Consider the following 20,030-nt stretch of genomic DNA (forward strand, 5'->3'; position numbering starts at 1 on the left):
GACATGTATGAACACTCCACCTCGCTATCGCAGCTTCAGGTTCGGCATCGGCGGCGTTGACGTCGTGCCGGGCGCCGACGGCGTCTCCATCGTCAAGACCCGCCAGCCGCTGGACGCCTATCCGGCACGCCTGACCGACAAACTGATCCACTGGGCCACGGTCGATCCCGATCGCACCTACATGGCCCGCCGTGACCAGGATGGACAATGGCGTCGCATCAGTTACGGCCAGGCGCTGCAAAGCGCGCGCCGCATCGGCCAGGCGCTGCTGCAGCGGGGTCTGTCGGCGGAGCGCCCGCTGCTGATCCTCTCCGAGAACGACCTCGAGCACGCCATGCTGGTGCTGGGCTGCCACTATGCGGGCGTGCCGTATGCGCCGGTGTCGTCGGCCTACTCGCTGCTGTCCAAGGATTACGCCAAGCTGCGCCACGCGGTGCAGTTGCTCACCCCCGGGCTGATCTTCGCCGCCCATGGCGAGAAGTTCGCCGCCGCCGTCAATGCGGTCGCTCCGGAGATCGAATTCGTCGTCACCGAAGCACCGCCGGCCGGGCGCGAATGCACGCTCTACGCCGAACTGGAAGCCACCCGCGCCGGCGACGAAGTCGAGCGCGCCTTTGCCGCCACCGGTCCCGAGACCATCGTCAAGTTCCTCTTCACCTCGGGCTCGACCAAGATGCCCAAGGCGGTCATCAACACCCAGCGCATGATGTGCAGCAACCTGCAGATGATCGTGCAGACCTTCCCCTTCCTGGGCGAAGAGCCGCCCATCCTGATCGATTGGCTGCCGTGGAACCATACCTTCGGCGCCAACCACAACGTGGGCATCGTGCTCTACAACGGCGGCACCATGTACATCGACGAGGGCAAGCCCACGCCGCAGGGCCTGGCCACCACCCTGGCCAACCTGCATGACATTTCCCCGACCGTGTACTTCAACGTGCCGGTCGGCTGGGAAGGCATCGCCCACGCGCTGGAGAAGGACCAGGCCCTGCGCGAGAAATTCTACAGCCGGCTGCGCATGCAGTTCTATGCCGGCGCGGCCCTGGCGCAACCGGTGTGGGACAAGCTGCACGCCACTGCGGAAGCGACCTGCGGCGAGCGCATCGTCATGTGCTGCGGGCTGGGCATGACCGAGACCTCGCCCTCGGCGCTGTTCGTGGCCGATCTGGAGGTGCAGGCCGGCCAGATCGGCATTCCCACGCCGGGCATGGAAATCAAGCTGGTCCCCAATGGCGACAAGATCGAGATCCGCTATCGCGGCCCCAATGTCACGCCCGGTTACTGGCGCGCACCGGAGCAGACCGCCGAGGCTTTCGACGAGGAGGGTTACTTCCGCTCGGGTGATGCGGTGCGCTGGCTGGACCCGGCCCATCCGGATCGCGGCTTCATGTTCGATGGCCGCGTGGCCGAGGACTTCAAGCTCTATACCGGCACCTGGGTCAGCGTGGGTCCGCTGCGCGCACTGATCGCGCATGAAGGCGCGCCCTATCTGCAGGACGCCGTCATCACCGGCCAGGACCGCAAGGAAATCGGCATGCTGATCGTCCCCAACATCGAGCGCTGCCGCCAGCTGGCGCGCCTGCCGGCAGAGGCGTCGCGCGCCGAGGTGCTCAATGCGGCGCCGGTGCGGGACTTCTTCCAGGGCGTGCTGGATCGCCTGCAGAGCCACGCCACCGGCAGCTCCAACCGGGTGACGCGGGCGCTGGTGCTGGTCGATCCGCCCTCGTTCGATCGCGGCGAAATCACCGACAAGGGCTCCATCAACCAGCGTGCGGTGCTGACCCATCGCGCCGCCCTGGTGGAGACACTTTACGCGGGTACCGATCCAGCCGTGCTGACCGTACAGCCTGCGCTCTCACCCGCTCATTGAGGAAGCATCAGACATGGCACAAGCAGCGTTCTACTCCAGCTTCAAGGACATCTGGCTCGTCGGCGGCGTGCGCACGCCCATGGTGGATTACTGCACCAGCTTCAGCCAGCTCTCGCCCACCGACATGGGCATCAAGGTGGCGCGTGAGGTATTGGCGCGCACTGGCATCGACCCGGCTGACATCGGCTCGGTGGTGGCCGGCAACATGGCCCCCGGCGACGCCTACCAGTACATGCTGCCGCGTCACATCGGCTTGTATGCCGGGGTGCCGATCAGCACGCCGGCCATCATGGTCCAGCGCATCTGCGGCACCGGCTTCGAACTGATCCGCCAGGCCGGCGACCAGATCGAGCGCGGCTATACCGAGGCGGCGCTGATCGTGGGCAGCGAATCGATGACGCGCAATCCCATTGCCGCCTTCGGTCATCGTAGCGGCTTTAAGCTGGGTGCACCGGTGGAATTCCAGGACTACATGTGGGAAGCGCTGGTCGATCCGGCCCCCGGCATCACCATGCCGCAGACGGCTGAGAACCTGGCGAAGAAGTACGGCATCACCCGCGCCGAGGTCGATGAATACGCGGCCTATTCCTTCGAGCGCGCCCTGAAGGCGCAAGCGGCGGGCTTCCACGCGGGCGAGATCGTGCCGGTGGTCAACGAGACCTTCCGCCTCGACGGCTACAACGACCGCCACATCAAGCTGCAGGGCAAGCTCAGCGAGGCCGCCGCCGATACCCATCCGCGCCCCTCCCCGGTGGAAGTGCTGGCCAAGCTGCGCACGCTCTATCCGGATGGCGTGCAGACCGGCGGCAACAGCTCGGCGCTGGTGGATGCGGCGGCCGCCACTATCGTCGCTTCCGGCGATTACGTACGCCGCAACGACAAGGCGCCGTTGGCCCGTGTGGTCGCAGCGGCGGTCGCGGGCGTGCCGCCGGAGATCATGGGCATCGGCCCGGTGCCGGCCATCCGCACCCTGCTGGAACGCAACGGCCTGACGGTGGCCGACATCGGCTGCTTCGAGATCAACGAAGCGCAAGGCGCACAGATCGTGGCGGTGGAACGTGAGCTGGGCATCGATCGCGAACGCCTCAACGTCAACGGCGGCGCCATTGCCCTGGGTCATCCGCTGGCGGCGACCGGCGTGCGCCTGTCGATCACCGCCGCGCGCGAGATGAATCGCCGGGGTGCGCGCTATTGCGTGGCGTCGGCTTGCATCGGCGGCGGCCAGGGCATTGCGCTGCTGCTGGAAAATCCCTCGGCTTCCCACTGATAGTCTCATTGAACAAGGACAGACTTCATGCAACTGCAAGGACAAGCCGCCCTGGTCACCGGCGGCGCCTCGGGACTGGGTGCAGAGACCGTGCGCCAGCTGGTACAGGCCGGCGCGCGTGTCTCCATCCTGGACGTCAACATGGAAGCGGCCCAGGCCCTGGCCGATGAACTGCGCTGCCACGCCGTGCGCTGCGACATCACCGACAGCGACTCGGTGGAGACCGCACTCCAGGCAGCCCAGCAAACCAACGGCGCACCGCGCATCCTCATCAACTGCGCCGGCATCGGCGGCGCCAAGCGCATGGTGGGTAAGGATGGCAAGCCGATGCCGCTGGAGGACTTCAGCCGCATCGTCAACGTCAACCTGATCGGCACCTTCAACGTGATCCGCCTGGCCGCCGCTCGCATGGCTGCCGCAGAAGCGCTGGCCGAGGGCGAGCGCGGCGTCATCGTTGCTACCGCCTCGGTAGCCGCCTTCGATGGCCAGGTCGGGCAGGCCGGCTATGCTGCCTCCAAGGGCGGCATCACCGCCATGACCCTGCCGCTGGCGCGCGACCTGGCGCAATACGGCATCCGCGTGGTCACCATTGCGCCGGGGCTGTTCTTGACGCCGCTGCTCTACAAGCTGCCGGAAGAGGTGCAGCAATCGCTGGCGTCGTCCATCCCCTTCCCCAAGCGCCTGGGCAAGGCAGAGGAATATGCGCAGCTGGCCTTGCATATCGCCACCAATCTTTCGCTCAACGGCGAAGTGATCCGACTCGATGGCGCATTGCGCCTGGCACCGCGTTGAGCACCGAGGAGCACGCATGAGCAAAACCATCATTCATCCAGTGCGCGTGGAGTTCGGCGATTGCGATCCGGCCGGCATCGTCTACTTTCCCAATTTCTTCCGCTGGTATGACGCGGCCTCGCGCAACTTCTTCCATGAATGTGGCGTGCCGCCCTGGCGCGATACCGAAAAGACGCGCGGCATCATTGGCACGCCCGTGGTGGACATCAGTTCGCGCTTCGTGCGGCCGGCCACCTATGGCGACCGCATAGAGGTGCATTCCAGCATCGTCGAATGGAATGACAAGACCTTCGTGATGCAGCATGAGATCAAGCGCGATGGTGAGCTGCTGTGCGAAGGACGGGATGTGCGCGTCTTTGCCATTCGTCATCCGGACGATCCTGCGCGCATCAAGGCCATTCCCATTCCGGCAGATATCAGGGAGATGTGCAGTTGAACAGCAACCCTCCTCCCGTTCGGACTGAGTAGGCCCGCAAGGGCCGTATCGAAGACGCTCCGGCGCATCTTCGGCGTATCTCGGCGTGTCTTCGATACGCGGCTGCGCCGCTACTCAGTCCGAACGGGAGTCAATGCACCGGCGGCGCGCGGTGCAGGCGAACCGGCAGCAATCAGCAACATTCAGCAGCAACCGAGGCAGGACACATAAGCCCTGCCCGTCATAAATCGAGCATTCGATACATAAATACAAAGGAGACGGAGATGAAGACGAAACTGGCAATCAAGGCAGGTGTGCTGGCAGCGATGCTGGCCTGTGCAGGCATCGCGCATGCCGAACTGACCATCGGGGTGGTGATGTCGTTGACCGGTCCGGGCTCGGGCCTGGGCATTCCGGCCAAGAACGGCTTTGCGCTGTGGCCCGAGACCATCGCGGGCGAAAAGGTCAAGATGATCATCCTCGATGACGCCACCGATCCTACCCAGGCCAGCAAGAATGCGCGCCGCCTGGTGGCCGAGGACAAGGTCGACCTCATCATCGGTTCGGCCGCCGTCCCGCCCACCCTGGCCATTGCCGACGTGGCGCTGGAGACCCAGACGGTGCAGCTGGCCATCTCGCCCATCGAGACCGCCGAGGGCAAGGATGCCTGGACCTTCCGCCTGCCGCAGTCCACTGCGGTCATGGCCGGTGGCGTGGTGAACCAGATGAAGAAGTTGGGCGTGAAGACCATCGGCTTCCTCGGCTATTCGGACTCCTATGGCGAGAACTGGCTCAAGGAGGTGCAGCGCCTGGCCACTGCGGCGGGCATGAAGATGGGCACGGTGGAGCGGTTCTCCCGCGCGGACACCAGCGTCACTGCGCAAGCCCTGCGCGTGGTCAGCTCCAATCCGGACGCCGTGCTGGTGGTGGCTTCCGGCAGCGGTGCGGCCATGCCGCACAAGGCTCTGATCGAACGCGGCTACAAGGGCAAGATCTTCCAGACCCACAGCGCCGCCTCGCGCGACCTGATCCGCCTGGGCGGCAAGGATGTGGAAGGCGCCTACGTCATCTCCGGTCCTGCCGTGGTGCCCGAAGCACTGCCGGACAGCAATGCGTCCAAGAAGCTGGCCATGGATTTCGTCACCCGCTACGAAAAGCAGTTCGGCGCGGGCAGCCGCAATCTCTTCGCGGCGCATACCTATGACGCCCAGTTGGTGCTGCAGAAGGTGGTGCCGGAAGCGCTGAAGAAGGCCAAGCCCGGCACGCCCGCCTTCCGCGCTGCCTTGAAGGAAGCACTGGAAACCTCGGGACCGATCCAGATCACGCAGGGCACGCTGAACTATTCGCCCAAGGACCACTTCGGCCTGGGTGACGATGCCCGCATCATGCTGACCATCCAGAACGGCAACTGGAAGGCGGTCAATCCGTAATCCGTCCTGTCCTGTCCGCGCGGCGGCGCAAGGTCTCCAGCTTGCGCCGCCGTTTTCCAGCCTGACGTTTTCTGCACCACACCCTAAACATGGACTCCTCCATTGCCGCCATCCTGACCCTGGATGGCCTGACCAACGGCATCGTCTATGGCTTGATCGCCATTGCACTGGTGCTGGTCTTCACGGTCACCCGCATCCTCTTCATTCCGCAGGGGGAATTCGTCGCCTATGGCGCGCTCACCCTGGCCATGCTGCAACAGGGACAGCGCCCTGGCCCGCTGTGGCTGCTGCTGGTGCTGGCGCTTTGTGCAGCGGGCATGCAGGCCGCCTCACTGCTGCGCGCCGGCCAGGCGGCGCTGTTGCCGCGTGCGCTGCTGGGCACGCTGGGTGTGCCGCTGGTCATTGCCGCGCTGGTGTGGTGGGCCGCGCCCCAGCAGTTCGCGCTGCCGGTGCAGGTCCTGCTGACGCTGCTGCTCATCACGGCGCTTGGGCCGCTGATGTACCAGGTGGTCTATGAATCGATGGCCGATGCCAGCGTGCTGCAACTGCTGATCGTCTCGGTCGGCATCCACCTGGCCATGACCGGCCTGGGACTGGTGTTCTTCGGTGCGGAGGGCTTCCGCACGCCGGCCTTCTGGGATGAACGCTGGAACCTGGCGTCGTTGACGCTCAGCGCCCAGACCGTGGTGGTGGTGGCGGCCGCGGCCGCGCTGCTGGTGGCGCTGTGGTTCTTCTCTGGGCGCACGCTGTATGGCAAGGCGCTGCGCGCCACGGCGGTGAATCGTCTGGGGGCGCGATTGATGGGAATCTCCACGACGCTGGCTGGCAAATTGTCCTTTGCCGTGGCAGCGTTTATCGGTGCTCTGTCGGGCGTCTTGATCGGTCCGATGAGCACCATTTTTTATGACTCGGGTTTCCTGATCGGCTTGAAGGGTTTCGTCGCCGCCACCATCGGTGCGCTGGCGAGTTTTCCGGCGGCCGCAGGAGGCGCGCTGCTGGTGGGCCTGCTGGAATCCTTCAGTTCCTTCTGGGCCAGCGACTTCAAGGAGGTGATCGTGTTCCTGGCGCTGCTGCCCATCCTGCTGTGGCGCTCGCTGGTCATACCAGCGCATGACGAGGACGAGGAATGAGCATGAACAAACGAATCCCTCTCTACGCCCTGCTGGTGGTGCTGGCCCTGTTCCCGCTGCTGCCCACGCCGCAGTTCTGGGTGATCCAGGCCAACTACATCGGGCTCTACGCGCTGGTGGCCATCGGCCTGGTGCTGCTGACCGGCATCGGCGGCATGACCTCGTTCGGCCAGGCGGCCTTCGTCGGCATGGGCGCCTATACCACCTCCTATCTCACCACCGTGCATGGCGTGTCGCCCTGGCTGACGCTGCCGGTGGGCCTCTTCATCACCGGCGTGTCGGCCTATGTGCTGGGCCGCATCACGCTGCGCATGTCGGGCCACTACCTGCCGCTGGCCACCATCGCCTGGGGCATCAGCCTGTACTTCCTGTTCGGCAAGGTGGATTTCCTGGGCAAGTACGACGGCATCTCCGGCATCCCTGCACTGCAACTGGCGGGACTGGACCTGGCCAAGGAACGCCACCTCTACTACCTGATCTGGGCCATCGTGCTGGCCGCGGCCTGGGTCTCGCTGAACCTGCTGGATTCGCGTGCGGGCCGCGCCATCCGCGCCCTCAAGGGCGGGCGGTCGATGGCCGAGGCCATGGGCGTGGATACGGGGCGCTACAAGATCCTCATCTTCGTCTTCGCCGCGCTGCTGGCGTCGGTCTCGGGATGGCTCTTTGCGCACATGCAGCGCACCGTCAATCCCTCGCCCTTCAGCCTGGCGATGGGTATCGAGTATCTCTTCATCGTGGTGGTCGGCGGCATTGCCCATATCTGGGGTGCGCTGCTGGGCGCGGGCGTGTTGAAGCTGCTGTCGGACCAGTTGCAGGTGCTGCTGCCGGCGCTGCTGGGCGATGGCGGCAGTTATGAGAGCATCGTCTTCGGCCTGATCCTGATCCTGTTGCTGAAGTACGCAGGCGGCGGCCTGTGGCCGTGGGTGCGGGCGCTGTGGCTGCGCGCTTTCCCGACTGCACCGGCGCCGCTGCGGGTGGCCCATGCGACGGCGATGGACAAGCGCGCCGCCGTGGCGCGCGGGGCGCCGCTGTTGGAGGTGGACCAGATCAACAAGCGCTTCGGCGGACTGGTGGCGGTCAATGATGTGTCCTTCAAGGTCAAGGCGGGCGAGATCGTCGGCCTGATCGGGCCCAATGGCGCGGGCAAGTCCACCACCTTCAACCTGGTGACGGGCCTCTTGCACGCCAGCGGCGGACGCGTGGGCTTCAATGGCCGCGATATCGCCGGACTGCCGGCGCGGGCCATCGCCCGCCTGGGCATTGCCCGCACCTTCCAGCACGTACGCCTGCTGCCGGGCATGACGGTGCTGGAGAATGTGGCGCTGGGCGCGCACATGCGCAGCCAGCAAGGATTCCTGAAGAATACGGTCAACGCCATGCTGCACCTGGAACGCGCCGAAGAACAGGCGCTGCTGGATGAGGCCGCACGCGCCCTGCATCGCGTCGGCCTGCAGCATCTGATGCATGAACAGGCGGGCAACCTGGCGCTGGGCCAGCAACGCATCCTGGAGATCGCCCGCGCCCTGTGCTGCGATCCGCTGCTGCTGTTGCTCGATGAACCGGCCGCAGGGCTGCGCCACCTGGAAAAGCAGGCCCTCTCCAAGGTGCTGCAGGAATTGCGCGCCGATGGCATGAGCATCCTGCTGGTGGAACATGACATGGAATTCGTCATGGAACTGACCGACCACATCGTGGTGATGGAATTCGGCGCCAAGATCGCCGAAGGCACGCCACAAGAGATCGCCCGGCATCCCGCCGTGATCGAAGCCTACCTGGGTGGAATCGAATGAGTGAACTGGTCCTCGACGTCGCGCAGCTGCGCGCAAGCTATGGCAAGGTGCAGGCGCTGCACGACATCCATCTCAAGCTGGAACGCGGCAGCATCGCCACCGTCATCGGCCCCAATGGCGCGGGCAAGTCCACGCTGCTCAACGCCATCATGGGCGTGCTGCCGGCGCAGGGAACGGTGCGCTACCAGGGCCGCTCGGTGGAACGCTGGAGCCTGGAACAGCGCGTGATGGCTGGCATCGCCCTGGTGCCGGAGCGGCGCGAACTGTTCTCTACCATGAGCGTGGAAGACAACCTGCTGCTGGGCGGCTTTCGCCGGCTGCGCTTGCGGCAGGCGCAACCGCTGGACCAGCTGGCCACCGTCTTCGACCTGTTCCCGCGCCTGAAGGAGCGGCGCAGCCAGCAGGCCGGCACGCTCTCGGGCGGCGAGCGCCAGATGCTGGCCATCGGCCGCGCCATGATGGCCAAGCCGCAACTGCTGATGCTGGATGAACCCAGCCTGGGACTGGCGCCGCGCATCGTCAAGGAAATCCTGCATATCGTTTCCGAATTGCGCACGGCGGGGATCTCGGTGCTGCTGGTGGAACAGAATGCGCGCGCGGCCTTGCAGACCGCCGACTACGGCTATGTGCTGGAACTGGGCAAGGTCACCCTGCAAGGGGAGTCTGCGCAGCTGGCGGGCGATCCGCAGGTGATCCAGGCCTACCTGGGATTTGGCAAGAAGGCGCAGGCCGAGGTGGTGGCGGCTTCCTGAGCCCTTGGCGTTTTCTGCACCATGGCATGACAAAAACACATCACACGAGGAGACCAAGATGAAGAAGCTTTTCCTGCTGCTGGCCGCACTGATCCTGAGCCTGCAGGCGCATGCAGCCAGTGACGCCGACAATACCACGCTGACGCCGCCGCAACCCAAGCTGGCCTTCCTGGCGCGCTTCTCGGTGGACCTGGTGGCGCCGATATGGGAACTGGGGAAGACTTCCGACCTGGGCCGCCGCCGCATCATCCCGATCACCGGCGGCAGCTTCAAGGGCCCGCTGATCAATGGCGAGATCCTCAACAACGGTGCTGACTGGCAGACCGTGACCGCCGACGGCCTGGCCCTCATCGATACGCGCTACCTGCTCAAGCTGGACGACGGCGAGCTGGTCTACCTGCAAACCCGTGGCGTGCGCTACGGTCCGCCGGAGGTGATGGCCGAGGTGGCCAAGGGCAAGCCGGTCGATCCTTCGCGCTATACCTTCCGCCTGTTCATGAACTTCGAGACTGCATCCAAGAAATATGACTGGCTCAACCGCGCCATGGGCGTGGGCTATGCGATGCGCCTGGGCAATGCGGTCGTGTACGACGCCTACCTGTTGAACTGAGGCAGCGCGGGTGATGACCATGCATTATGCCCCTCCCCTGCGCGACTTCGCCTTCGTGCTCGACGAAGTGCTGCAAGCGCCACAGGTCCTGCGCGCCCTGCCGGCGCACGCCGAGATCGATGGCGATCTGATGATGCAGGTGCTGGAAGAAGCTGGACGCTTCGCCGCCGATGTGGTGGCGCCATTGAACGGTATTGGCGATCGCGAGGGTTGCCGTTTCAAAAATGGAACGGTCACGACGCCGCCCGGATTTGAGCGCGCCTACGCGCAATTCTGCGCCGGCGGCTGGCCGGCCCTGGCCTGTGCGCCCGAGCATGGTGGCCAAGGCTTGCCGCATGTGCTCGACTGCGCGCTCTATGAAATGCTCAGTGCTGCCAATCACGGCTGGACCATGTATCCCGGCTTGCTGCACGGCGCCTATGCCTGCCTGGCCGCACACGGTTCAGCGGCCTTGCAGGCGCGCTACCTGGACAAGATCGCCAGCGGTGAATGGCTGGCCACCATGTGCCTGACCGAGGCCCAGGCCGGCAGCGACCTGGGCCAGTTGCGCACGCGCGCCGTGCCACAGGACGATGGCAGCTATCGCCTTAGCGGCGACAAGATCTTCATCTCCGGCGGTGAGCATGACCTGACGCCGAACATCGTCCACCTGGTGCTGGCCCGCCTGCCCGATGCGCCTGCTGGCAGCAAGGGACTGTCGCTGTTCCTGGCGCCGCGTGTGCTGGACGATGGCAGCCGCAACGGCGTGCATTGCACGGGCATCGAACACAAGATGGGCATCCATGGCAGCGCCACCTGCAGCCTGCATTTCGAGCAGGCGCAGGCCTGGCTGGTCGGCGAGGCCGGACGGGGTCTGGCCGCCATGTTCGTGATGATGAATGCGGCGCGCCTGCATGTGGGTGCGCAGGGGCTGGGACTGGCGGAGGCTGCCTACCAGCGCGCCAGCGCCTATGCGCGCGAGCGCCGCCAGTCGCGCGCGCCGGGCAGTTCCGGCAACGACCTCATCGTGCATCACCCGGCGGTGCAGAAGCTGTTGATGGAACAACGTTGTCGCATCGAGGGCGCGCGCTTGCTGACCTGCTGGGCGGGACTTCTGCTGGATCTGGCCGAGCATGATCCCGAGGCGGCGCTGCGCAGCCGACACCACGAGCGTCTGGAATTCATCACGCCGGTGATCAAGGCCTTCCTCACCGATCAGGGATTCCAGTGCGCCAGCCGCGCCCTGCAGGTCTTCGGAGGCCATGGCTATGTGGTCGAGACCGGCATCGAGCAGTTCATGCGCGATGCGCGCATCACCATGATCTATGAGGGGACCAACGAGATCCAGGCCATCGACTTCCTGATGCGCAAGGTGCTGGGCGACGAAGGCCGGAGACTGGACGATTTCCTCGGGCTTGTGCGCGCTGACATTGCAGAGGCGTCAGGGCTTGGAGAACAAGCGCGCTTGCTGGGCGAGGCTGTGGATAAATTAAGGATCTTTGCCTCGCGCATTGCTGCCGCCGCGGCGCAGGCGCCCGCGCTGCCCTATTATGTGGCCGACGAGATGCTGCGCCTGTGCGGCCATGTCGCGCTGGGCTGGATGTGGCTGCGGGCGGGGCGGCGCGCGCTCTCGGCGATGGCGCAGGACCCGCTCTGGTACGGCGGCAAGCGGGATGCCGCGTGCTATCATTTCGCCTTTGTGTTTGCGGAAGTCCAGCAGTTGAGCAGCGTCATCGAAGCTTGCCTGGCCACCGGGCTGCCGCCTCTTCCCACCGACCTGGATCACCATGCTGCCCAAGAAGCCAGCTGATTTCGACTCCGACGACGATGCGGCGTCCAGCGCGCCGCTGGACCAGCAGCTGCTATTGAGCCTGGTCGGCTACAACTGCCGCCGCGCCTATATCACCATCATGCCGCTGTTTGAAAAGCGCATGGCCAAGTTCGAATTGCGGCCGGTGGATTTCACGGTGCTGAGCCTGCTAAAGGCCAATCCCGACATCAACCAGAAACGCCTGTCCAAGGCGATCAACGTTTCCCCGCCCAACCTGGCAACGCTGCTGGACCGCCTGGAGCAGCGCGGCCTGGTGCTGCGCCAGCGCAATCCGCAAGACCGGCGCTCGCAGGTGCTGGCCTTGACCACAGCGGGCCTGCGCATGTGCACCAAGGCCGAACAGACGGCCATCGAGCTGGAGCTCAAGGCCACCGAGATGCTCTCGGACGCGGAACGCGCCCAGCTGATCGGGCTGCTGCAGAAGATGTTCCTGCCGCAATAGGTCCCTGCACTGTCCCTGCACTGTCCCTGCACTGTCCCTGCGCGCTCCTGCCTCAGCGCAGGAAGACCAGCTCGGCGTAGCTGGGATTGGCGTGTTCGCGCTGGTAACGCTTCAGATCTTCCAGTACCTGGGCACGGGTGAGACCGCCCTGATGGGCGCTGGCCGTCGCTGTCTGGGTGGTGGCCGGCTCAGTCTTCGCCTGCACCTGCTCGCCCGCGTGGGCGCTGAAGACGGCCACGGAAAGGGCGGCGGCCAGGCCGAGTTTTTTCATGCTGCTCTTCATCATCTGCTCCTGGAATGCCAGCGGACATGCGTTCATGCATATCGCTTATCAATGCTTCATTCCCATGCAGCAATGTTATCGCCCTCCTCTTTCCGGAAAAACCGTCGTGGCCGCAATGCTGTATTGCAACAATCGTAAGAATCGGTCCCGAAAGCCCGATCTGGACGGCTTTTGGCGGTCTCTACGGGGTTTTGTCTGCATGAGGATCAGTCAGAATCACTACTGCAAAAAAATCTTATAAATAATTTACAGGGAGCAGGAAATGAAAATCGGCACCAGGCTGGGCGGTTCCTTCATGCTGGTCACGCTGCTGACATGCGCGCTGATCGTGGCATCCACACTCACCCTGACCCAGATCGGACGGCACTGGAACGATTTTTCAGGCACCGTGCTCGGCAAGCAGGACTACGCCACCCAGGGCTACATCAAGCTGGGCGACGGCGTGCAGAACTTCAAGAACTACGTGGTGCGTGGCAAAGACTACGACCGCCACTTCCTGGCTGACATGGACGCCATCGTCCGGCTCATGGAGCAGTATCGCAAGCTGGGCGTGGACAATCCCAAGGAAGAGGCGCTGCTGGAGAAGATCAGCAACGGCGAGCGTCGCTATCGCGAGGCGCTGGCCAAGGCCCAGGCCATGAAGGCGGCGGGCGCCAGCCCCAGCGAGGTCGATGCGGCCATCAGCGGCGCGGACAAGGTGCTGGGCGCGGGCTTCTCGGGCTTGCTGGCCATTGCGCGCGAGAATGCCGGCAGCACCGGCGAACAGATTTCCTCGGCCATCGGCGCCGGCAAGTCCCTGAGCCTGGCGGTGGGTGCGCTGGTGGTGATCCTGGCGCTGGTGCTGGCGGTGCTGGCCACACGCTCCATCACCCAGCCCATGCGCGAGGCGGTGCGCATCGCCAAGACCGTCGCGGCGGGGGATCTGGGCAGCCGCATCGTGGTCACGCGCAAGGATGAGACTGGCGAACTGCTGCAAGCCTTGAAGGAGATGAATGCCAGCCTGCAAAAGGTGGTCGGCGGCGTGCGCGAAGGCAGCGATACCATCGTGACCGCCTCCACCCAGATCGCTGGCGGCAACCTGGATCTGTCGGCCCGCACCGAGGAACAGGCCAGTTCGCTGGAACAGACCGCGGCGGCCATGGAGGAGATCACCTCCACCGTGCGGCGCAATGCCGATCATGCGCGCCAGGCCAATGCGATGGCCGGCTCGGTTTCGGAAGTGGCCTCGCGCAGCGGCCTGGTGGTCTCGGACGTGGTGGGCACCATGGATGAAATCCAGGCCTCGGCGCGGGAGATCGAGGAGATCATTTCGGTCATCGACGGGATTGCCTTCCAGACCAATATCCTGGCGCTGAACGCGGCCGTGGAAGCAGCCCGCGCCGGCGAACAGGGACGCGGCTTCGCCGTGGTAGCTGCGGAGGTGCGCTCGCTGGCCCAGCGCTCGGCCACGGCGGCCAAGGAAATCAAGGACCTCATCGGCAATTCGGTGGAAAAGATCGCCGCCGGCAGCAAGCTGGTGCAGGCCGCCGGGGCCACCATCGAGGAACTGGTGCGCAGCGTACGCGACGTCACCCAGATCATGAGCGAGATCAGCGCCGCCAGCGGCGAGCAGGAATCGGGCATCGAGCAGGTCAACCAGGCCATCGCCCAGATGGATACGGTCACCCAGCAGAACGCCGCCCTGGTGGAAGAAGCCGCCGCCGCCACGGAAGCGCTCAAGGCGCAGGCGCGCCGGCTGGCCGAATCGGTGAGCGTGTTCCGGTTGGGCGGCGGGCAGATGGCCTGACAACGCCGCTACGAGCGCGCCCGGCCCTCCTGCTCAGGGGCGCTGGGCGCCATTGACGGCCAGGTACACCGCATACAGCGAGGTCGTGGCCGTGATGAAGAGACGGTTTCCACGCGGTCCGCCAAAGACCACGTTGGAGACCACCTCGGGGATGAGGATCTTGCCCAGGAGCGTGCCGTCGGGCGCGTAGCAATGCACACCGTCGCCGGCCGAGGTCCAGACATTGCCCTGGGCGTCGAGGCGGAATCCATCTGCCAGGCCAGGATCGATGGTGGCAAACACTTCCCCGACCTTCAGGCTGATGCCATCGACCACGTCGAAGACGCGGATGTGATGCGGTCCACCGGCACGGTGGGTCAATCCGGTATCGGCGATGTAGAGACGACGCTCGTCAGTGGAAAACGCCAGTCCGTTGGGCCGCTCCAGGTCGCTGGCGACGATGCTGATCTCGCCGCTGTCGCCATCGATGCGATAGACATTGCAGGCGCCGATCTCGCTCTGCGCCTGGTAGCCTTCGTAGTCACTGTTGATCCCGTAGTCGGGATCGGTGAACCAGATCGAACCATCCGATTTCACCACCACATCATTGGGGGAATTGAGCCGCTTGCCCTGCCAGTGCGAGGCCAGCGTGGTGATGCTGCCGTCGTGCTCGGTACGCACCACGGCGCGCCCGCCATGCAGGCAACCGACGATGCGTCCTTCACGGTCCAGCGTATTGCCATTGTTGAAGTTGGAAGGCTGGCGGAACACGCCCGCACCCGCGCCCTCGGACCAGCGCATCAGGCGGTTGTTGGGGATATCGCTCCAGATCAGCTCCTGGGTGGCAGGCAGCCACACCGGGCCCTCGGCCCAGCGGCAGCCGGTGTAGAGGCAATCGACCTGGGCGGTGTCGATGACCATGCGGCGAAAGCGCGCATCGAAGTGCTGGAAGGGAGTCTCAGGCAGGGACATTGGATTTCCTCATCATCAGGTTGGATCGCCTCAACGATACTGGCGACGGCGGCCGGAGCACACGATCACCGCGATGATGATCAGCCCCGAAAGCACCGAACGCTCGCCAGCCGACAGGCCGACCACGTTCAACAGCGTATTGGTGAAATACAGGAACAGCGCCGCGCCCCAGATGCCCGCCACACTGGGCCGGCCACCGGTGACGCTGGTGCCGCCGATGACCACCACGGCCACCGACATCAACAGATATTCATTGCCCATGTCCAGGGATGCGCCACCGGAAAAGCCGGCGATCAGCAAGGCGCACAACGCGGCAAACACCGCGCACAGCACATAGCAGAGGCAACGGATGCGCTCCACCCCGATGCCGGCCAGCCAGGCGGCGCGGGCGTTCTGCCCGACGGCCGAGAGGAAGCGCCCGAACAGGGTGCGCCCCAGGATCCAGGCCAGGCCCAGCGCCACGGCCAGCACCAGCCAGGCCAGCTGCGGCACATGCAGCAACCAGCCGGTGGCAAAGCTGGCCAGCAACTGCGGCGGCGTGATCTTCAAACCCTGGCCCACGTGGATGGCCAGCGATTGCAGGATGAAAGACGAAGACATCGTCGCGATGATCGGTGGAATCTGCAACAGCCTGATCAACAGGTAATTGGCCAGGCCGATCCCGACACCCACGCCCAGCGTGACCACCAGGCCCAGCAGGATGCCGCCGTCCTCGCCACCCATGGTGCGCAAGCCCAGCGCCCCGGCCAGGGCGATGGTGGAGGGAATGGAAAGATCGATGTTGCCCGGGCCGGTGGTCACCACCAGCATCTGGCCCAGGCCCACCAGCACCATCAGCGCGCCGAAGGAAAACGCCGACAGCCCGATGTTGACCGCCGCGTCCGGCCCCGCCACTGCCAGCGTGGCCAGCCACAGCAAGGCCGCGCCGAGGAAGGACCAGACCCAGGGACGCTGTTCCAGCGTGCTGCGCAGGCGGCTCATTGACGTTCTCCCCGTGCCGACAGCAGGATGCGCATGGACAGCACGATGATCAGGATCGCCCCCTGCAGGCCGATCTGCCACTTGGGCGCGATGTTGAGGAAGGACAGGAAGGACGCTGCGATACCGAGCGTGATCGCCCCCAGGGTGGCCCCGATGGGTGAGACCTTGCCGCCGATGAAGCTGCCGCCGCCGAGGATCACGGCGGCAATCGAGATGAGCGTATAGCGCTGGGCGATGTTGGCGTCCGCCGAGGTAGTGATGCCCACCAGGGTCAGCGCCGAGAGGATGCCCAGGACGCCGGCCAGGCCATACATCAAGGCCTTGGCGCGCACCACCGAGCCGCCGCTGCGCACGATGGCCTTGGGATTGCCTCCCGCTCCGCGCAGGCGTACGCCGGTGGAGGAGCGCATCAGGAACCAGTGCGCGCACAGGGCAATGAGGACGGCGTAGACGATGGGCGTGGGGATGACGGGAATGGCCAGGTTCATCACATCCTGTATCCATTGCGGCGTGGCCCCGCCCGGCATGGGCAGCAGGATCAGCGCCCAGCCGCCCCAGACGAAGGACAGGCCCAGCGTCACCACGATGGAGGGCAGGTCAAACAATTCGACCAGCGCGCCGATGGCCGCATACAGCAGCACGCAGGCCACCAGTGCGGCCACGCCCAGCACGGGGCGCTCGGGCAGCCAGGTCACGGCGATGCAGGAGACCAGGCTGATGAAGGCGCCGATGGACAGATCCAGGTCATTGACAGCAATGATGCACAACTGCGCCATGCTGGCCAGGATCATCGGCACGGCCAGGTTCAGCAGCAGGCCCAGGCCGAAGTAGCTCATGGTGTTGGGGTTGATCCAGAAGATCGGCGCCAGCACCACGGCCAGGGTGGCCATGGGCAGCAGCAGGGTCTGGATCTCATGGCGGGACAGCACGCCCATGCGCCGCTGCGCAGTGACGGTGGCGGCAGAGGTGGCGCTCATGCTCGGGCTCCTTCCAGGGGCGCAGCGGCGGCATCGGCGGCGGCGCGGGCATTGCCGAAGGAGGCGGCGATGATGCGCTCCTCCGACAGCTCATGACGGGCCAGCTTCAGGGTGACCTGCTGCTGGTAGAAGACATAGGTGGCGTCGCAGTATTCCAGCTCGTCGTTCTCGGTGGTGTACCAGACGAAGCTGCGCCCGCGCGCGGCTTCGGCGCGGATGAGGCGATACATGTCGACCTTGGTGCCAAAGTCCACGCCGCGCATGGGATCGTCCATCAGGATCAGCTCGGCGTCCGAGGACAGCGCACGGGCGAACAAGACCTTCTGCTGGTTGCCGCCCGACAGTGACAACATGTTGTTGTTCAGGTCGGGCGTGCGGATGGCCACGCGTTCATGCCACTGGCGGCCCAGCTCGCGCTCGGCGGCGCGGTCCACCACACCGCCGCGCGCCAGGTGCGGCAGCTCGCGGATACTGAGATTGCCCAGGATGCTCCACAAGGGGAAGTTGCCATCGCGGGCGCGATCCCCCGCCACGAAGGCCACCCGCATCTTGCCGCGATAGCGTTCGAAGAGCTGGATCAGCATCTCGGTCTGGCCCTGCCCCGCCAGCCCCGACAGGCCAATCACCTGGCCTTGCCGCACGGCCAGGGTGGACACCGCCGAAGTCGCCGGCAAGGCGATCTCCAGCAGGCTTTGCGCGGTGGAGTCGGCGTGCTCGACCTGCTGCTCGACCTGGCGCTCGATCTGCTTCTGGTCGGCGTGGCCCATGGCGTGGACCAGCGCTTCGCGGCTCAGGTTGGCGCTCTGGTCGCTCAGCACCAGCTGGCCATCGCGCATGACCGCGATGTAATTGCAGCAGTCGAAGATCTCGCCCAGCATGTGCGAGATGAAGACCAGGCTCATGCCATCCTCAAGCCGATGGCGGATATAGGCGGTCAGGCGGGCTGCCGTCTGTGCATCGAGGCTGGAAGTCGGTTCATCGAGGATGAGCAGGCGCACCGGTGCATCCACCACCACGAAAGCGCAGGCGATTTCCACCATCTGGCGCTGGGTGATGCTGAGTTCGCCGACGATGCGGTCGGGATCGATGCCATGGCCGGGGAATATCTCATCGAGCTTTTCCGTGACCAGCCGCCGCGCCCGGCGACGCCAGCCCCACCCCTTCAAGGAGGGATGGAACACGCACAGGTTCTCGGCCACGTTGAGGTTCTGGCACAGCGAGAGCTCCTGGAATACGCAGCGCACGCCCAGCCGGTAGGCGGTCTGCGTGGTGTAGGCGGGCTGGGCCTGCCCATCCAGGACGATCTGGCCATCATCACTGGCCAGCACCCCGGCCAGCACGTTCATCAGGGTGGACTTGCCCGCGCCGTTATGGCCGACCAGGCCCCAGCACTGGCCGGGGAGGATATCGAGGCTGACATCTTGCAGCGCCTTGACCGGACCAAAGGACTTGCGGATGTGCGACAGGCTGCACAAGGCCGCCGAGGGGGGATGACTGGCGTTCACGATGGATCACCTGTGTTCTGATGCAGTGGATGCCCCCGCAACACCGGTGCGCCGCCCTCGGCGGGACGGTCACCACCGGCGGCGGGGCTGGACTTACTTGGACTTGGGTGCGTCGAGCAGCTTGACGGTATCGGCCTGGGAGAAACCGATGTCGGCCACGCCGCCCTGCGGGGTCTTGGCCAGGGCCTCAGGCAACTGCTCTGCGGTCAGGTAGAGCAGCGGCGCGACGATATCGACATCCTTGGGGATCTTCTTGCCGGCCAGCACCTGCTGCGCCACCCAGAAGGCCACCGTCACCGCGCCGGGCGGGTTGGAGGCCGAATAGGTCTTGTAGCCGCTGGGGATCTGGGTCTTCCACCATTGCAGCTCATCTTCGCGATTGCCCAGGATGATGATGGGCAGCTCGCGGTTGGCGGCCTTGAAGGCTTGCGCCACGCCGAAGCCGTCACCGCCCTGCGTGACCACGCCGTCGATCTTGGGCAGGGTCGGCAGGATGCCGGCCACGGCCTTCTGCGCCACGGTCTGGGCCCAGTCGCCATTGACCGAACCCACTACCTTCAGGCCCGGATGCTTCTTGAGGCCATCCATGATGCCGGCATGGATTTCACCATCCACGGAGACACCGGCCAGGCCGCGGATTTCGAGGATGTTGCCCTTGCCGTTGAGGCGCTCGGCCAGGTAATCGATCTGGCGCTCGCCCATCTTGCGGAAGTCGAAGGTGACGCGATAGGCGCAGGGTTCGGTGACCACGCCGTCATAGGACACCACTACCACGCCCGCAGCGCAGGCTTTCTTGATGGTGCCATTGAGAGCGGTGGGAGACGCCGCATCCACCACGATGGCCTTGTAGCCCTGCAGGATCAGGTTCTGGATCTGCTGGGCCTGTTCGGTGGGCTGGTTCTCGGAGGTGGTGAAGGCAGGCGCGGCCGCCACCAGCTTGCGCTTGACCGCATCATCGGCGGTGGCCGCCCAGGTCTTGAGCATGGACTGACGCCAGGCGTTGGCAGCATAGTTGTTGGACAGCGCAATCTTGGCTTGCGAGGTGTCGCCGGTGGCGACCTGGGCGCTGGCAGAGCCAGCGGCGAGCATGAGGGGGATGGTGCTGGCTGCGATGGCCGCGAGCTGCAGCCCGACGCCGCGGCGCCGTACAAATGCGTTCATATTGTCTCCGTTGTTGGCTTTCAAAGCGGACATCCTGCACATCCGCGTTTTCCTGCTTTTTACTTTGTTTTTGCTTTA

General features: G+C 65.2%; 18 protein-coding genes. 12 read left to right on the forward strand and 6 right to left on the reverse strand.

The annotated features are described in order from the left end of the window. The first annotated feature begins 7 nt into the window (after positions 1-7). From ACP92_RS19975 to ACP92_RS20025, 11 genes are all read left to right on the forward strand, one after another. Positions 8-1,870 carry a feruloyl-CoA synthase gene (locus ACP92_RS19975; RefSeq protein WP_013235938.1) on the forward strand — a complete coding sequence of 621 codons (1,863 nt, stop codon included), beginning with the start codon at positions 8-10 and terminating at the stop codon, positions 1,868-1,870. A 13-nt stretch (positions 1,871-1,883) separates the two neighbouring features. Further along, positions 1,884-3,137 (forward strand): thiolase family protein, encoded by a 1,254-nt coding sequence (locus tag ACP92_RS19980; protein ID WP_013235939.1) that lies wholly within the window; start codon positions 1,884-1,886, stop codon positions 3,135-3,137. Between the two features lie 27 nt (positions 3,138-3,164). Further along, a complete protein-coding gene (locus tag ACP92_RS19985; RefSeq protein WP_013235940.1) occupies positions 3,165-3,929 on the forward strand; it encodes an SDR family NAD(P)-dependent oxidoreductase in 765 nt (254 codons plus the stop codon). Between the two features lie 16 nt (positions 3,930-3,945). Further along, the gene (locus ACP92_RS19990) at positions 3,946-4,365 is read left to right on the forward strand and encodes an acyl-CoA thioesterase (protein WP_013235941.1); all 420 of its coding nucleotides are present in this window, start codon (positions 3,946-3,948) and stop codon (positions 4,363-4,365) included. A 263-nt stretch (positions 4,366-4,628) separates the two neighbouring features. Next, entirely contained in the window at positions 4,629-5,774 is a 1,146-nt protein-coding gene (locus ACP92_RS19995) for an ABC transporter substrate-binding protein (protein WP_013235942.1), read from the forward strand. A gap of 89 nt (positions 5,775-5,863) precedes the next feature. Beyond that, entirely contained in the window at positions 5,864-6,904 is a 1,041-nt protein-coding gene (locus ACP92_RS20000; RefSeq protein WP_013235943.1) for a branched-chain amino acid ABC transporter permease, read from the forward strand. After that, positions 6,901-8,694, forward strand: a complete 1,794-nt coding sequence (locus ACP92_RS20005) for a branched-chain amino acid ABC transporter ATP-binding protein/permease (RefSeq protein ID WP_013235944.1) — start codon at positions 6,901-6,903, stop codon at positions 8,692-8,694. Before ACP92_RS20000 ends, ACP92_RS20005 begins: the two co-directional genes overlap by 4 nt. Further along, the gene (locus ACP92_RS20010; RefSeq protein WP_013235945.1) at positions 8,691-9,446 is read left to right on the forward strand and encodes an ABC transporter ATP-binding protein; all 756 of its coding nucleotides are present in this window, start codon (positions 8,691-8,693) and stop codon (positions 9,444-9,446) included. The genes ACP92_RS20005 and ACP92_RS20010 overlap by 4 nt, the downstream gene beginning before the upstream one ends. Before the next feature lie 58 nt (positions 9,447-9,504). Further along, a complete protein-coding gene (locus tag ACP92_RS20015; RefSeq protein WP_013235946.1) occupies positions 9,505-10,056 on the forward strand; it encodes a DUF3237 domain-containing protein in 552 nt (183 codons plus the stop codon). Between the two features lie 13 nt (positions 10,057-10,069). Then, a complete protein-coding gene (locus ACP92_RS20020; protein WP_013235947.1) occupies positions 10,070-11,845 on the forward strand; it encodes an acyl-CoA dehydrogenase in 1,776 nt (591 codons plus the stop codon). Beyond that, positions 11,823-12,308 carry a MarR family winged helix-turn-helix transcriptional regulator gene (locus ACP92_RS20025; RefSeq protein WP_013235948.1) on the forward strand — a complete coding sequence of 162 codons (486 nt, stop codon included), beginning with the start codon at positions 11,823-11,825 and terminating at the stop codon, positions 12,306-12,308. Before ACP92_RS20020 ends, ACP92_RS20025 begins: the two co-directional genes overlap by 23 nt. Positions 12,309-12,360: 52 nt before the next feature. Here the strand turns inward: ACP92_RS20025 and ACP92_RS20030 are convergent, their stop codons facing one another. After that, a complete protein-coding gene (locus tag ACP92_RS20030) occupies positions 12,361-12,579 on the reverse strand; it encodes a DUF4148 domain-containing protein (protein WP_231944384.1) in 219 nt (72 codons plus the stop codon). A gap of 274 nt (positions 12,580-12,853) precedes the next feature. Between ACP92_RS20030 and ACP92_RS20035 the strand changes: the two genes are divergently transcribed. Then, the gene (locus ACP92_RS20035; protein ID WP_013235950.1) at positions 12,854-14,377 is read left to right on the forward strand and encodes a methyl-accepting chemotaxis protein; all 1,524 of its coding nucleotides are present in this window, start codon (positions 12,854-12,856) and stop codon (positions 14,375-14,377) included. A gap of 33 nt (positions 14,378-14,410) precedes the next feature. Here the strand turns inward: ACP92_RS20035 and ACP92_RS20040 are convergent, their stop codons facing one another. The 5 genes from ACP92_RS20040 to ACP92_RS20060 all read right to left on the reverse strand — a co-directional run bounded on the left by ACP92_RS20040 (position 14,411) and on the right by ACP92_RS20060 (position 19,952). Then, on the reverse strand, positions 14,411-15,328 hold the full coding sequence (locus ACP92_RS20040) for an SMP-30/gluconolactonase/LRE family protein (RefSeq protein WP_013235951.1): 918 nt from the start codon (positions 15,326-15,328) through the stop codon (positions 14,411-14,413). A gap of 30 nt (positions 15,329-15,358) precedes the next feature. Continuing rightward, on the reverse strand, positions 15,359-16,309 hold the full coding sequence (locus ACP92_RS20045) for an ABC transporter permease (RefSeq protein WP_013235952.1): 951 nt from the start codon (positions 16,307-16,309) through the stop codon (positions 15,359-15,361). Beyond that, complete coding sequence (locus ACP92_RS20050; RefSeq protein WP_048348743.1) at positions 16,306-17,244, reverse strand: ABC transporter permease; 939 nt, start codon at positions 17,242-17,244, stop codon at positions 16,306-16,308. Before ACP92_RS20050 ends, ACP92_RS20045 begins: the two co-directional genes overlap by 4 nt. Before the next feature lie 38 nt (positions 17,245-17,282). Beyond that, positions 17,283-18,791, reverse strand: coding sequence for an ATP-binding cassette domain-containing protein (locus ACP92_RS20055; protein WP_013235954.1), 1,509 nt, complete (start codon positions 18,789-18,791; stop codon positions 17,283-17,285). A 93-nt stretch (positions 18,792-18,884) separates the two neighbouring features. Further along, on the reverse strand, positions 18,885-19,952 hold the full coding sequence (locus ACP92_RS20060) for a substrate-binding domain-containing protein (protein ID WP_041311229.1): 1,068 nt from the start codon (positions 19,950-19,952) through the stop codon (positions 18,885-18,887). Positions 19,953-20,030 lie beyond the last annotated feature (78 nt).

Origin of the sequence: Herbaspirillum seropedicae (assembly GCF_001040945.1) — a bacterium.
In the GTDB taxonomy this organism is placed as follows: Bacteria; Pseudomonadota; Gammaproteobacteria; order Burkholderiales; family Burkholderiaceae_D; genus Herbaspirillum; species Herbaspirillum seropedicae.